The organism is Arthrobacter sp. AG1021, assembly GCF_003633665.1.
GTDB lineage: Bacteria > Actinomycetota > Actinomycetes > Actinomycetales > Micrococcaceae > Glutamicibacter > Glutamicibacter soli.
Window position 1 is genome coordinate 575,135 of record NZ_RBLB01000007.1, and the last position, 13,243, is coordinate 588,377.

At 67.8% G+C, this 13,243-nt stretch carries 11 protein-coding genes; 4 read left to right on the top strand and 7 right to left on the bottom strand.

Annotated elements, in window-relative coordinates:
• Nucleotides 1-176 precede the first annotated feature (176 nt).
• On the top strand, nt 177-3,185 hold the full coding sequence (locus tag DFO58_RS08060; RefSeq protein ID WP_120990119.1) for a glycoside hydrolase family 38 C-terminal domain-containing protein: 3,009 nt from the start codon (nt 177-179) through the stop codon (nt 3,183-3,185).
• 107 nt (nt 3,186-3,292) lie between these two features.
• On the opposite strand, the gene DFO58_RS08065 is transcribed toward DFO58_RS08060, so the two are convergent.
• Together DFO58_RS08065 and purN are read right to left on the bottom strand one after the other, a co-directional pair.
• Nucleotides 3,293-4,804: an SDR family NAD(P)-dependent oxidoreductase gene (locus DFO58_RS08065; RefSeq protein WP_047118334.1), complete on the bottom strand. Its 1,512-nt coding sequence runs from the start codon at nt 4,802-4,804 to the stop codon at nt 3,293-3,295.
• Nucleotides 4,805-4,839: 35 nt separating this feature from the next.
• A complete protein-coding gene (gene purN, locus DFO58_RS08070; protein WP_113606860.1) occupies nt 4,840-5,406 on the bottom strand; it encodes a phosphoribosylglycinamide formyltransferase in 567 nt (188 codons plus the stop codon).
• 147 nt (nt 5,407-5,553) lie between these two features.
• Between purN and DFO58_RS08075 the strand changes: the two genes are divergently transcribed.
• Nucleotides 5,554-6,075 (top strand): DinB family protein, encoded by a 522-nt coding sequence (locus DFO58_RS08075; RefSeq protein ID WP_120990121.1) that lies wholly within the window; start codon nt 5,554-5,556, stop codon nt 6,073-6,075.
• A gap of 18 nt (nt 6,076-6,093) precedes the next feature.
• Here DFO58_RS08075 and DFO58_RS08080 read toward each other — a convergent pair whose 3' ends face one another.
• The 4 genes from DFO58_RS08080 to DFO58_RS08095 all read right to left on the bottom strand — a co-directional run bounded on the left by DFO58_RS08080 (nt 6,094) and on the right by DFO58_RS08095 (nt 9,995).
• Nucleotides 6,094-7,404, bottom strand: a complete 1,311-nt coding sequence (locus DFO58_RS08080; RefSeq protein ID WP_286163524.1) for a DUF6350 family protein — start codon at nt 7,402-7,404, stop codon at nt 6,094-6,096.
• 84 nt (nt 7,405-7,488) lie between these two features.
• Entirely contained in the window at nt 7,489-8,298 is an 810-nt protein-coding gene (locus DFO58_RS08085; protein ID WP_113606862.1) for an aldolase/citrate lyase family protein, read from the bottom strand.
• The gene (gene hpaH / locus DFO58_RS08090) at nt 8,283-9,068 is read right to left on the bottom strand and encodes a 2-oxo-hept-4-ene-1,7-dioate hydratase (RefSeq protein ID WP_047118331.1); all 786 of its coding nucleotides are present in this window, start codon (nt 9,066-9,068) and stop codon (nt 8,283-8,285) included. The genes DFO58_RS08085 and hpaH overlap by 16 nt, the downstream gene beginning before the upstream one ends.
• Nucleotides 9,069-9,308: 240 nt before the next feature.
• On the bottom strand, nt 9,309-9,995 hold the full coding sequence (locus tag DFO58_RS08095) for a CE1759 family FMN reductase (RefSeq protein WP_120990123.1): 687 nt from the start codon (nt 9,993-9,995) through the stop codon (nt 9,309-9,311).
• Between the two features lie 155 nt (nt 9,996-10,150).
• Between DFO58_RS08095 and kynA the strand changes: the two genes are divergently transcribed.
• Both kynA and DFO58_RS08105 read left to right on the top strand, forming a co-directional pair.
• Entirely contained in the window at nt 10,151-11,014 is an 864-nt protein-coding gene (gene kynA, locus DFO58_RS08100) for a tryptophan 2,3-dioxygenase (protein WP_053797411.1), read from the top strand.
• Nucleotides 11,004-11,843, top strand: a complete 840-nt coding sequence (locus tag DFO58_RS08105) for a PaaX family transcriptional regulator C-terminal domain-containing protein (RefSeq protein WP_052772250.1) — start codon at nt 11,004-11,006, stop codon at nt 11,841-11,843. The genes kynA and DFO58_RS08105 overlap by 11 nt, the downstream gene beginning before the upstream one ends.
• Here the strand turns inward: DFO58_RS08105 and DFO58_RS08110 are convergent.
• Nucleotides 11,840-13,213, bottom strand: a complete 1,374-nt coding sequence (locus DFO58_RS08110; protein WP_120990125.1) for a CoA transferase — start codon at nt 13,211-13,213, stop codon at nt 11,840-11,842. The genes DFO58_RS08105 and DFO58_RS08110 overlap by 4 nt on opposite strands.
• Nucleotides 13,214-13,243 lie beyond the last annotated feature (30 nt).

Sequence of the window (13,243 nt, forward strand, 5' to 3'; positions counted from 1 at the left end):
CCGCGAAGCTGGTACGGCCCGATCCTGCGGGAGACCGCGGGGCGCGCTTCCCGCGCGCAGGGAACTGCCAGCTTGCGCCCGCGGCCAGGGGGAGTTGCACCAGCTCGCGCCCCGGTTTTTTCGGTAGTGTGGCCAGTGAGCTGTACCGAAGCAGGTCCCACCCTTGAAAGGTCTTCATGCACGACGACACTTCGCTGACCATCGGACGAGTCAAGCGCGTACTAGACGAACGAATTCGTCCGGCCATCTACTCGGAAAGCATTCCGCTGCAGGTGTCGTGGCACGAACTGCCCGGTGAACCGGTGACGCCGGCCGAGGGCCTGGCGCTGGAGTACACCCCGGCCTCGGTCGGCACCCCGTGGGGCGCGGCTTGGGGCACCACCTGGTTCCACCTCCAGGGCCAGGTTCCCGCCTCCTGGGCCGGGCGCCGCGTCGAGGCTGTCATCGACCTGGGCTTCGATATCAACATGACAGGCTTCCAGTGCGAAGGGCTGATCTACCGCCCGGACGGCATCACCATCAAGGCGCTGAACCCGCGCAATCAGTGGGTGCCGGTCGCCGAGGCCGCCGAAGGCGGCGAAGTGGTGGACCTGTACATGGAGGCAGCTTCCAATCCGGTGCTGCTGGACTACCATCCCTTCCTGCCCACCGAGCAGGGCGACATCCTCACTTCCTCCTCGCGCCGGCTCTACACGCTGCGCCGCCTGGATTTGGCGGTCTTCGAACCGGTGGTGCACGATTTGGCCCTGGACCTGGAGGTGCTCTTCGACCTGCAGGAGCAGCTGCCCGACGGCCCGCGCCGCTTCCAGATCCTGCAAGCCATGGACAACGCCCTGGACGTGATGGACCTGCAGCGCATCCCGCAGACCGCGCAGGACGCCCGCGACCAGCTGGCGGCTGTGCTCGCCGCCCCGGCCGAGCACAGCGCCCACCGGATCTCCGCCATCGGGCACTCGCACATCGATTCGGCCTGGCTGTGGCCGCTGCGCGAAACCATCCGCAAGGTCTCGCGCACCTGCTCCTCCATGGTTGAGCTGCTGGAGACCGAGGAGGAATTCCTCTACGGCATGTCCAGCGCCCAGCAGTACAAGTGGCTGAAGACCCACCGCCCCGAGGTCTGGGACCGGGTCAAGCGCCAGGTGGCCGAGGGCCGCTTCCTGCCGCTGGGCGGCATGTGGGTGGAATCCGACACCGTGATGCCCTCGGGCGAATCCCTGGTGCGCCAGTTCCTCTACGGCCAGAACTTCTTCCGCGAGGAATTCGGCATCACCTCCAAGGGCGTCTGGCTGCCTGACTCCTTCGGCTACTCCCCCGCCCTGCCGCAGCTGATGCGCCGCGCCGGCTTCGAGTGGTTCTTCACCCAGAAGATCTCCTGGAACCAGCAGAACAAGTTCCCCCACCACACCTTCGACTGGGAGGGCATCGACGGCTCGCGCATGTTCAGCCACTTCCCGTCCATGGACACCTACAACTCCCAGCTCTCGGGCGAGGAAGTGGCCAAGGCCGCCCGCCAGTTCCGCGAAGCGCGGGTCACGAACAATTCGATCGCCCCGGTGGGCTGGGGCGACGGCGGCGGCGGCACCACCCGGGAGATGACCGGCAAGGCCAAGCGCCTGGCCAACCTGGAAGGCAGCGCCACGGTGGCCTGGGAGCATCCCAACGACTTCTTCGACCGCGCCAAGGCCGAGCTTCCCAACCCACCGGTGTGGGTGGGCGAGCTCTACCTGGAGCTGCACCGCGCCACCCTGACCAGCCAGCACCAGACCAAGCAGGGCAACCGCCGCACCGAGCAGCTGCTGGTCGAGGCCGAGCTGTGGGCCGCCACCGCTGCGGTGTACACCGGCGAGCCCTACCCCTACGAGCAGCTCGACGAGCTGTGGGAGAGGGTGCTGCTGCACCAGTTCCACGACATCCTGCCGGGCACCTCGATCGCCTGGGTGCACCGCGAGGTGGTTGCCCGCTACGCCGAGGCCATCACCCAGGCCCGGGCCTTGATCGCCCGCGCCCAGCAGGTGCTGGCCGGATCCGGCGGCCTGCAGCTGGAGTTCAACGCGGCGGCCTACACCCGCCACGGGGTGCCTTTCGGCGCGGCCCGTGTGCCGGAGCCCGCCACGGCGCAGCCGGTGCAGGCCGAAGCCCTGGACGGCGGATACGTGCTGGGCAACGAGCTGGTGCGCGTGGTCATCAACTCCGAAGGCCTGATCACCTCCGCCGTGGACCTGGCCACCGGCCGCGAAACCATTGCCGAGGGCAAGGAAGCCAACCTGCTGCAGCTGCACCAGGACTTCCCGAACATGTGGGATGCCTGGGACGTGGACAAGTACTACCGCAACCAGGTCACCGACCTGCGTGCGGCGGACAGCCTGCAGCTCTCCGAAACCGGGGGCACTGCCACCGTGACGGTGACCCGCAGCTTCTCCAACTCCACGGTGGTCCAGGAACTGTCGCTGGCTCCCGGAGAGCGCACCGTGCAGATCTCCCAGAGCACCGACTGGCACGAGGCGGAGAAGTTCCTCAAGGTCGCCTTCCCGCTGGATATCCGCGCCGAGCAGACGATCGCTGAAACGCAGTTCGGCTACCACCAGCGCCCCACCCACGTGAACACCAGCTGGGAGGCGGCGAAGTTCGAAACCTCGATGCACCGCTTCGTGCTGGCCCAGGAACCGGGCTTCGGCGCCGCGCTGGTCAACGACTCGATCTACGGGTTCGACGTCACCCGCGACGCCGAGGACGCCCGGGTCACCACCACCGTGCGGCTCTCGCTGCTGCGCGCCCCGCGCTTCCCGGATCCGCAGACGGACCAGGGGCTGCAGACCCACCGGTACGGGCTGGTCATCGGCGCGGACATCGCCAGCGCCACCGAAGCCGGCGCACTGCTGAACAGCGCGCAAACCGTGCGCTCCGGCGCCCGCGAGGTCGAGCCGCTGGTGGCGCTCTCCGGCGACGGCCTGGTGGTCTCCAGCGTGAAGCTGGCCGCCGACCGCTCCGGGGACCTGGTGGTGCGGGTGTATGAATCGCTGGGACGCCGCGCCCCCGGCGCGCTGAGCCTCAACCGCCCGGTGGCCTCGGCCGCCACGGCGAGCCTGCTGGAGGATCCGCTGGAGCCGGTGGAAGTGAACAAAAATTCTGTTCAGCTCAAGCTCGGAGCCTTCGAGGTGCGCACGCTGCGCTTTACCCTGGCCTGATCCACCAGCCGCGCCTGACCCAGCAGCTAGGTCCCATTAACCCGTGATGGCGGGGCAGTTCTTCGCGAACCGCCCCGCCATCACGGGTTTTGCTGGTTGACCGTCCGTCACCACGGGGACGGTTCGTAGTCCTTGAGGAAGCAGCCGTAGAGGTCGATGCCGCGCTCGCCGTCGACGATGGGCTGGTAGACGCGGGCGGCGCCGTCGATCAAGTCCAGCGGGGCGTGCCAGCCCTCGGCGACCATCCGCACCTTCGAATCGTGCGGGCGCTCGTCGGTGATCCAGCCGGTGTCCACCGCGGACATCAGGATCCGGTCGGTTTTGAGCATTTCCTCGGCGCTGGTGCGCGTGAGCATGTTCAGCGAAGCCTTGGCCATGTTGGTGTGCGGGTGCCCGGCGCCCTTGTAGCGGCGGGAGAACTGCCCCTCCATGGCGGAGACGTTCACGATGTACTTGCGGCGCGCCTCGGAGGCGGCCAGCGCCGGGCGCAGCCGGGAGGCCAGCAGGAAGGGCGCGGTGACGTTGCACAGCTGCACTTCCAGCATCTCCAGCGCATCCACGTCGCCCAGGATCTGCGTCCAAGAATTCTCGGTGACCACGTCAGGCACCAGACCGCCGGCGTCGATGGCGGTGCCCGCGGCAATGCGCTCCAGCGAGGCGGAGCCGGCGGTCATCGCCAGGTCCGCGAGCTGCTGTGCGTCGTAGCTGCCCAGCGTGCTCGGGGCCAGCAGCGCCGAGTCCTCCAGGCGGAAGGCGCTGGCCAGGGCGCGGGGGTGCTCGGCCGGCGGGTTCGCTTCTCCCCACAGCTCCGGGCCGCCCTGCCCGAAGGCCAGTTCCCCGGCCAGCGGCTGCTGCTCTGATTCGATCAGGTGCTGGTAGGAGTTCGCCGTGCGGCGCACGGTCTGGGCGGCGTTGTTGATCAGGATGTCCAGCGGGCCTTCGGCCGCGACGCGGTCGGCCAGCGAGATCACCTGGGCCGGGTCGCGCAGGTCGATGCCCACGATGCGCAGCCGGTGCAGCCAGTCCGCGCTGTCCTCCAGCGCCGCGAAGCGCCGGGCCGCGTCCTTGGGGAAGCGGGTGGTGATGGTGGTGTGGGCGCCGTCGCGCAGCAGGCGCAGGGCGATGTGCATGCCGATCTTGGCCCGTCCCCCAGTGAGCAGCGCGCGCTTGCCGGTCAGGTCCGCGCGGGCGTCGCGGCGTTCGCGGCCTGCGGCGGCGCAGTCGGGGCACAGGTAGTGGTGGAAGGCGTCCACCGTGGTGTAGCGCTGCTTGCAGATGTAGCAGCCGCGCGGCTTGCGGAATTCCCCGGCGCTCTGTTCCAGGGTCGGAGTGCTCAGATCCAGGCCCAGGGTCTCGTCATCCAGCCGCTGCGGCGAGCCGGTGGCGGTGCGCTCGATCAGCGCGCGGTCCGCGGCGCTGATCTCGGCGCGCTTCTGGGACTTGCGGTAGCGCTTGGCGGCCTTGAACATGTTGCTGGTCGCGCGGCGCACGGCGATATGCCGTTCGTCCTCGGAGTCCAGCTGGTGCACCACGGAGAGCACCTTCAGCGCGGTGGCCAGTTCCTCGGCGGTGAAAAGTTCGGGATCGCCGGCCGCGGCCGGGGAAGTGTGTTCGGTCATCTCAGTCTCGTTAGGGTGCGGCCGGCGGGCGGCGGCTACTTGGCGGCCAGGTCCGCCAGAGTGGCGATGAGCAGGCGGCGCTCGACCACCTTGATGCGCTCGTGCAGGGTCTCTTCGGTGTCGGTGTCCAGAATGGCCACGGCTTCCTGGCGCAGGATCGGGCCGGTGTCCACGCCGGCGTCCGCGATGTGCACGGTGCAGCCGGTCACCTTCACGCCGTAGGCCATGGCATCACGCACGCCGTGGGCGCCGGGGAAGGACGGCAGCAGGGCCGGGTGGGTGTTGATGTAGGTGCCGTCGAAGGCGTTGATGAATTCCTCGCCCACGATGCGCATGAAACCGGAGGACACCACGTAGTCCGGGGCGTAGGACAGGCACTTTTCGGTCAGCGCGTGGTTCCACTCGCCGCGGTCCGCGAAGTCCTTGAAGTTCACCACGAAGGTCTCGATGCCGGCGGCCGCCGAACGCTGAACCCCGTAGGTGCCGTGCTTGTCGGCGCCCACCGCCGCGATCTGCACATCTGCCAGTTCGCCGCTGGCGACCGCGTCGATGACTGCCTGGAGATTCGAACCGGTGCCGGACACCAAAACCACAATACGCATAGCTTCCATTCTACGGTTGGCGGCAAGCCTGCACCGACCCGGTGCCTGCTGCGGCCTTCGAACTTCGTCACATCGAACCGGCCCCCTGTCCATGGGCCCGGCCCAGGCCTAGACTGAATTTCCGGCCGAGCAACCAAGGAGTGGACCATGAGCCAGATCGTCCCGGATGACAAGGACTGGACCTTCGTCCTGCATGAAGTGTGCCCCGAGTGCGGTGTCGACGTGCGCACCCTGTCGGTGCAGGAAACCGTGGCACAGGTGCCGCAGGTGGTCAAGCGCTACCAGTCGGTGCTGGAGCGTCCGGGGGCCGCGACCCGCCGCAACCCCGCCCGCTGGAGCGACCAGGAGTACGTGGTGCACGTGGCCGAGATGCTGGAAGTCATGCTCGGGCGCCTGGATTTGATGCTGGAGCAGGCCGACCCGGGCTTTCCGAACTGGGACCAGGATGTTGCCGCCGAGCAGGGCCACTACAACACGCTGAGCCCGGAACAGGCGTCGCAGAAGCTGCGCGCGGCGGCCGAGGCCTATGCCGCCAAGCTTGAAAGCATCAGTCCGGAGAAATATACCCGCAGGGGCATACGCTCAAATGGCGCCGCGTTTACGGTGGAAACACTGAACCAGTATGCCTGGCATGACGTGGTGCACCACCTCTGGGATCTGGACGCCTGAACCGATGCGCCGCCGGCGCTAGCCTTCGAGCACCGGGTCGGTTTCGAACAGCGGGGCGATCAGGTAGCCGATGGCGGTGCCCAGACCGATCTGCAGGGCCAGCGCCCCGGCGGTCACCCAGGCGTGCGGGCCGATCTCGGTCAGCCGGCCGATGGCCAGCGAGCCGGAGGACAGCCACGAACCGGCCAGCGACATCAGGCCGGCCACGATACCGGTGAACACGGCCAGGCAGGCGGTGGAGGCGCCCAGCGCCAGCGCGTTGAACGGGATGCGGCGGGCGAACCAGTCTTCCAGGTGATTCTCCCCCACACGCAGGAAGTACCAGCCGGCCAGGATGCCTGCCAGCACCGGGATCAGCAGGTAGAGCCACTGGTTGGCCGGCTCGCCGGAAGGCAGCGCCGCCAGCATCGGAATCGAGGGCAGCGGGCCGACGGTGGTTTCCAGCGTGGACAGCGTGCTGCCCGCACCCAGGCTGAACCCGCCGCCGCTGATCCAGGAGAGCACCCAGAACACCGCGTTGGGGATCAGCGCCAGCTGCAGCAGGGTCAGTGCGGCGGAGCCGATGGGCCCGGGGCGCAGTTCCTGGTAGACGTTGGCGACCTCGGTCCAGTGCAGCCCCAGGGTGATGGTCAGCAGGATGCCGGAGATGCCCACGGCGGCCACGTAGCCCATGAAGCCCGAGACGATCACATGCCAGACGTAGGAGCCGGCCCAGCGGCGGTGCGGAGAGACGCTGTGCAGGTAGGCGGCGGTGTCCATGCCGAACAGCCGGCCCCAGGAGCCGGCCTCGCGGCGGGCGCCGATGATCAGGCCCAGCGAGGCGATGATCAGCGGAATGAAGGTGGCGGCCAGGATATTGACCCGGCCATAGTCGTTCGCGACCAGGAAGCCGACGCCGGTGCCGATGGCCCCGTAGGCCAGGATGGCACCCAGCAGGCCCTGCCAGAGCTGGTCGGTGTAGGAGGCGCGGGCAATGCGGCGCCCGGCGCGCAGGCAGAAGAGGAAGGGCAGCAGGCTCAGCCCCAGCGGCATCAGCGTCAGCCAGCCGGTGACCGAGCTCGGATCCGTCTCGGGCCCCAAGTTGAAGACCTCGATGGGCACACCGTGGATGAGCAGCCAGACGAACCCGGCGAACTGCAGGATCGTCTCGAAGGAGTCCTCCAGGAAGCCGCCGCTGAAGTAGACAGCGACCAGCGGCAGGGCAATCAGCGCCAGGGCGAACACGACCGATTGCAGCATCTCGAAGACTCCCTGCAGGGCAAGGGGCATCGGCCAGCCGTTGCGCAGGCGCAACATCACTGCCTTCATGGGTTTCTTTTCGCGGCTCATCATCTTCCATGGTGCCACCATCGGCGCCGACCGATCATGATCGACGCGCAATGATGGCACCTTGGGTAAGGCAGATCGCCTGGGTCAGTAGCTGTCAGGCGTTGCGCCCGAGGCCTCGGCCCGGTAGCTGGCGGCCAGCGCCTCGGTGGAGCGGGCCAGCAGCGCCACGTCCGCGCCGACGCCCACGTACTGGGCCCCGGCTTCGATGTACTTGCGCGCGGTGGCCGCATCGAAGGCGTTCACGCCCACGTACCTGCCGGCGGCGCGGGCCGCGGCAATGGACTTCATCACGCCGGCGACCACCTCGGGGTGGTTCTGCTGGCCGATCACTCCCATGGAGGCCGCGAGGTCCGAAGGCCCGATGAAGATGCCGTCCAGGCCCGCGGTGGCCACGATCGCCTCGACGTTCTCCACCGCTTCGGCGGATTCGATCTGCACCATGACGGTGATGGTCTCCCCGGCCCGGTTCAGGTAGTCGGGGATGCGGTTCCAGCGGGCGGAGCGGGCCAGCGCCGAGCCGACGCCGCGCACGCCGGCCGGCGGATAGTTGCAGGCCGCGACAGCGTTGGCCGCCTGCTGCGCGTCATTGACCATCGGGATGATCAGCGACTGCACCCCCAGATCCAGGTACTGCTTGATGACCACCGGGTCGTTTACCGGCGGGCGCACCACGGGCACCACCGGGTAGCCGCGCACCGCCTGCAGCTGGGCCAGGATGCTGCCCAGGTCGTTGGGCGAGTGCTCGCCGTCGATGAACAGCCAGTCGAAGCCGGCGCCGGCGCAGATCTCTGCGACCAGCGGGGAGCCCGAGCAGACCCACACCCCTGACAGGGCGTGGTCGGCGTCCTTGAGCGCGTCCTTCAGCGAGGCATCGGGTTCTACTCGAAATGGCATGTCACGGTTCCCAGCGGTCCGTAGTCGGCGAAAACGGTGTCGTTTTCGTAGACCCACATCGGACGGGTGAAGGATCCGGCGAGGATGATCTCGCCGGCGTTGAGCTTATCGCCATGGGCGGCGATCTTGTTGGCCAGCCAGTACACGCCGGCGGCCGGGTGGTTCAGCACGCCGGCGGCGACGCCGGTTTCCTCCACGGTCTGGTTCTTGAACAGGATGCCTGAGACCCAGCGCAGGTCCACGGCTTCCGGACGCACCGGATTGCCGCCGATGACCATGGCGCCCATCGCCGCGTTGTCGGAGATGGTGTCCACGATGGTGCGGCCTTCCATCTCGATGCGCGAATCGAGGATCTCCAGGGCGGGGATGACGTATTCGGTGGCTTCCAGCACGTCGAAGATGTTCGCGTTCGGGCCCTTGATGTCCTTCTTGAGCTTGAACGCCAGTTCCATTTCGATGCGCGGGTGGGTGTACTGGTCCCACTTCACGGTGCACCCGGAGTCCAGGACCATGTCGTCGAAGATGATGCCGTAGTCCGGCTCGGTGATGCCGGTGGCCATCTGCATGGCGCGGGAGGTCAGGCCGATCTTGCGGCCTGCCAGCACACGGCCGTTGGCCTCGGAGCGCTGGCGCCAGAGGTTCTGCACCCGATAGGAGTCCTCGACGGTCATTTCCGGGTAGCGGGCAGTCAGGCGGGGCACCGGGGTACGCGTGACTCCTGCTTGGACCAGTTCATCGGCGATTGCCGTGATTGTTTCCTCGGATAGCATCGACTGCTACACCTTTCACTGGTAGTACAAAGCTGCGCGGGCACCGCCGAACGCCGTCGCGTCGCTGCTCGGCCCACAATTCTTGATGTTATCGGTGTTCAGCAGGCATGGCACATCGTACTAACATTTTCTCCCTGCCCTCGACGAATCCGGTCGAGATGCCGGCAGGCATGGAAAATCCCGCGGGGCACCGGGCTTGGAGCTCGGCGCCCCGCGGGATTCGCGGGTTTCGGGGCTGGCCTAGCTGGCCCCGGAGCGGACGTTGGCCAGCAGCGCTTCGAAGGGCAGGGAGGTCATCTCGTCGTTGGGGTCGGCGGTTTCGCTGACCGACGGGGCGATGGACCGGGTGTCGCCCAGATCGGCGTCGGGCTTCAGCTCCCCGTCGGAGGACGCCAGGGCCGTGGCCACCTCGCGGGCCACGCGCTGCGCGCGGTCGGACAGGGTGCCTGAGATGCCCTGGCCGCCGAAGTCCTCCGAGGCGGCGAAGACCGTGGTCGGCATGACCTGCGCGCGCAGGTAGGCGAAGATCGGCCGCATGGCGTAGTCGATGGCCAGCTGGTGGCGCTGGGTGCCCGCGGTGGCGGCGAGCACTACCGGCTTGCCGCTGAGCGACTTGGGATCCAGGATGTCCAGGAAGGACTTGAACAGGCCGGATACCGAGGCGGTGAAGACCGGCGTCACGGCCACCAGCACGTCGGCGCCGAGCACCGCGTCGATGACCCGTTGCAGGGTTGGCACGGCGAATCCGGTGAGCATGTTGTTGGTGATGTCGCTGGCGTGCTCGCGCAGCTCGATGTTGGCCACGTCGGCCTGCACGCCGGCGAGCGCCAGCTGCCCGGCGATGGATTCGCCCAGCTGGCGTCCCAGCAGCGAGGAACTCGACGGGCTTCCCAGGCCACCACTGATCACCACAACGGACTTGCTCATGTTCACGCCTTTCCCGAGGTTTAGATGCGTATGCATGTAACAACCCGCAACATCGGAGATCTATTCCCGAGGCCCGGAAAGACTGACTGCCCGTGCGCGAAAACTGCGAATTTCATTATTGTGACGAGCGAAACGATATTGATACTCTTGTCTCCATGAGCAAAGACCAGCATGGAACCAATCAGCGTGACATCGAGTCGGGGGTCCGCACCGACTTCCACAACACGATGTCCTACGGCAGCTACCTCGACCTGGAGCGGATCCTCTCCGCGCAGCATCCGGTCAGCGTGCCGGAGCACCACGACGAGATGCTGTTCATCATCCAGCACCAGACCTCGGAGTTGTGGCTCAAGCTCATGCTCCACGAGCTAGTCGAGGCGCGCCGCCTGCTGGGCGCCGACGACATCGGCAAGGCACTGAAGTGCCTTGCCCGCGTCAAGCACATCCAGAAGACGCTGACCGAGCAGTGGTCAGTGCTGGCGACGCTCACCCCGCGCGAGTATGCGCAGTTCCGCGGCTTCCTCGGATCCTCCTCGGGATTCCAGTCCTTCCAGTACCGCGCGGTGGAATTCATCCTCGGCAACAAGCACGCCGGAATGCTCAAGGTCCACGAAGCGGATCCCAAGGCGCACGAGCTGCTCAGCAACCTGCTGAACGAGCCGACCCTCTACGACGTGTTCCTCGCGGCGCTGGCCCGCCACGGCTACGACATCCCGGCAGAGGTGCTCGAACGCGATGTCACCAAGCCGTGGACCTTCCAGGAATCGCTGATCCCGGTCTACAAGGACATCTACGAATCCGAGGACACCTTGTGGAGCCTCTACCAGGCCTGCGAGGACCTGGTGGACGTCGAGGACAACTTCCAGGCCTGGCGCTTCCGCCACCTGCGTGTGGTGCAGCGCACCATCGGCTTCAAGCGCGGCACCGGTGGCTCATCGGGCGTCGACTTCCTCAAGCGCGCCCTGGACCTGACGTTCTTCCCCGAGCTGTTTGCGGTGCGCACCGAAATTGGCAGCTAGCACGCAGCTCGTCGCCTTCACCCTGGATGATTTCGAGGCGCGTACCGGCAGCGCCGCCTCCATCATCCGCACCATCGCGGGCCTGTACCTGCGCCATGAAGCCGCTCCGGTAGCCCGCACCAAGATCCTGGCGCTGGCCACGGCCGCCGAGGTCTCGGCCCCGACCGCGCAGACGGCGATTTCGCGGCTGGCGGACCGCGGCGTGCTGGAGGCCGCCGGGACCTCCAGCCTGCAGGTCACCGCCGCGGCCCACGCGATGTTCGCCCGGGGCGACCGCCGGATCTTCACGCCACGCCAAATGGCGGACGAAGAACTATGGTGCCTGGTGGCCTATTCGCTGCCGGAGACCATGAGACCCCTGCGGCACCAGGTGCGCAAGCACTTCCTGCAGCTCGGCGGCGGCCTGGTCAATGCCGGGCTGTGGATCTTCCCCGGCTACCTGCGCGAGGAAGTGCTCCAGGTCCTCGGCGCGCTGGAGGTCCGCTCCTACGCCACCGTCTTCACCACGCAGACCCCGGACTTCCCCGAGGGCGCCATGCAGGCCGCACGGCAGTGGTGGGACCTCGGCCGGCTGGAATCGATGCATTCAACCTTCCTGGAGAGCACCGCCGCGCTGGACGCGCAGCCAGCCTCGCCGGCCGCCGCCTACCGCGGCTACGTGGCCATGGTCGATGCCTGGCGGGCGCTGCCCTACCTCGATCCCGGACTGCCTGATGCCATGCTGCCTGGCAACTGGCCCGGCCGGCCCAGCCGCGAACGTTTCCTCGCCCTGTCCCGGGCCTATGGACCCGGCGCGCGGCATTTCGCCACGGCCCTCCTCAAAGGCTAGGCCCACGCGGGCTGGTCCGTGCCGTAGCGCGTCGGCGCCTGCGGGTAGTCCAGCTGCGCGCCATTGAGCTCGAAGGGCGGCAGCGCGTAGTCGAGCATGCCGTAGCCGCTCTCCCGGCGGGCGGTCGCTGGGGTTCCGAGCTCCACTGCCGGGGCGGCGGGGCGGCCGAAGTCGAACAGGGCCTGCGCGGTCCTGGCCAGCGAAAACCGCACGGTCCCGGTCCGCTGCCGCTCGGTGCGGGCCCGAAGCAAGGCGATCACCGCGGCCGCAATACCGTATCCGGCGGCGTAATCCAGCCCCTGAACCGGAAGAGCTCCGGGTTTCCCGCCCGGCGTCCGGTACGCGTCCGCGATGCCGGTGGCAGCCTGCACGATGCTGTCGAACCCGCGGCGGGATGCCCACGGACCTGCGAAGCCCCAAGCGCACAGCTGGGCGATGACTAGTTGCGGGTAGCGCTCCCGCAGGCTCTCGGCGGACAGTCCGAGCGTTTCCAAGGCCCCGGGCCGGTATCCCAGGATCACCGCATCCGCCTGCGCCAGCAGCTCGTGGACTGCCGCCAGCCCCGGCACCGTGGCAAGGTCCAGCACCGTGCTGCGCTTCGCGAATCCTGTGTCGATGTGCTGGTCGGGAAGTTCCGGGATCCGGGGTCCGTCCACGCGCAGCACCTGCGCGCCCAGCAGTGCCAGCGTCCGGGACGCCGTGGGACCGGCGATGACCCGGGTGAAGTCCAGGATTTTCAGTCCTTCCAGGGGCAGCCGGGACTCCGGATGGAACCGCCACACGCCGGTCTCGGGCATTGCGGACAACTCGAACTGCGCCCAGGGTCCTGCCGCTGCCGGCTGCGCTTGCGGTTCGTCGAGCCATTGCTTGCGGCTGCGTACCGCGGCGGCGATGCCTCCGGCGGCCACGATGCGTTCTTGGGCTTCGAAGGCATCGGACTGCGCGAGCGCGGCAGCTAGCTGCTCAGGGCCGCTGGCATTCATCGCATCCAACAGCGCACGTTCGTGGTGCGGATAGTTTGCATGGGTCCGGATCCATCCCCGGGCGGTTGGGAAGAATCCGGACAGCGGCGCGAAAGCCTGCACCGTGCGCCCCGCGATCTTCAGGTGCCGGAAGGACTCGAAGCCCGCGGCCAGCTGGGACGGCCCACTGCGCAGCTCGCATCGTCCGGCGGACAGCTCGGCGACCGCCTGGCCGACGAGTCCCACGCTGTGGCTCGCCAGCCCTTCCACATCCAGCGCCCCGCCCCGCCAGCCGCCGGGGGCGCCGCCCCTTGTGCCGGGCCGTTCGAGCAACGCGGATTCTTGGAATCCTGCACCCAGAATGTCCCATTGCACGGCCGGTTGCGGATGGGTGAAATCGGTTTTCATGACGCCACCATACGCCGCTTCTATACCTTT

What these genes read in the sequence shown, in the direction of transcription:
- DFO58_RS08095 (WP_120990123.1), bottom strand. Translation starts at nt 9,995, where the DNA reads ATGAGCAAGTCCGTTGTGGTGATCAGTGGTGGCCTGGGAAGCCCGTCG.
- DFO58_RS08060 (WP_120990119.1), top strand. Translation starts at nt 177, where the DNA reads ATGCACGACGACACTTCGCTGACCATCGGACGAGTCAAGCGCGTACTA.
- hpaH (WP_047118331.1), bottom strand. Translation starts at nt 9,068, where the DNA reads ATGCTATCCGAGGAAACAATCACGGCAATCGCCGATGAACTGGTCCAA.
- DFO58_RS08075 (WP_120990121.1), top strand. Translation starts at nt 5,554, where the DNA reads ATGAGCCAGATCGTCCCGGATGACAAGGACTGGACCTTCGTCCTGCAT.
- purN (WP_113606860.1), bottom strand. Translation starts at nt 5,406, where the DNA reads ATGCGTATTGTGGTTTTGGTGTCCGGCACCGGTTCGAATCTCCAGGCA.
- DFO58_RS08080 (WP_286163524.1), bottom strand. Translation starts at nt 7,404, where the DNA reads ATGAGCCGCGAAAAGAAACCCATGAAGGCAGTGATGTTGCGCCTGCGC.
- kynA (WP_053797411.1), top strand. Translation starts at nt 10,151, where the DNA reads ATGAGCAAAGACCAGCATGGAACCAATCAGCGTGACATCGAGTCGGGG.
- DFO58_RS08085 (WP_113606862.1), bottom strand. Translation starts at nt 8,298, where the DNA reads ATGCCATTTCGAGTAGAACCCGATGCCTCGCTGAAGGACGCGCTCAAG.
- DFO58_RS08065 (WP_047118334.1), bottom strand. Translation starts at nt 4,804, where the DNA reads ATGACCGAACACACTTCCCCGGCCGCGGCCGGCGATCCCGAACTTTTC.
- DFO58_RS08110 (WP_120990125.1), bottom strand. Translation starts at nt 13,213, where the DNA reads ATGAAAACCGATTTCACCCATCCGCAACCGGCCGTGCAATGGGACATT.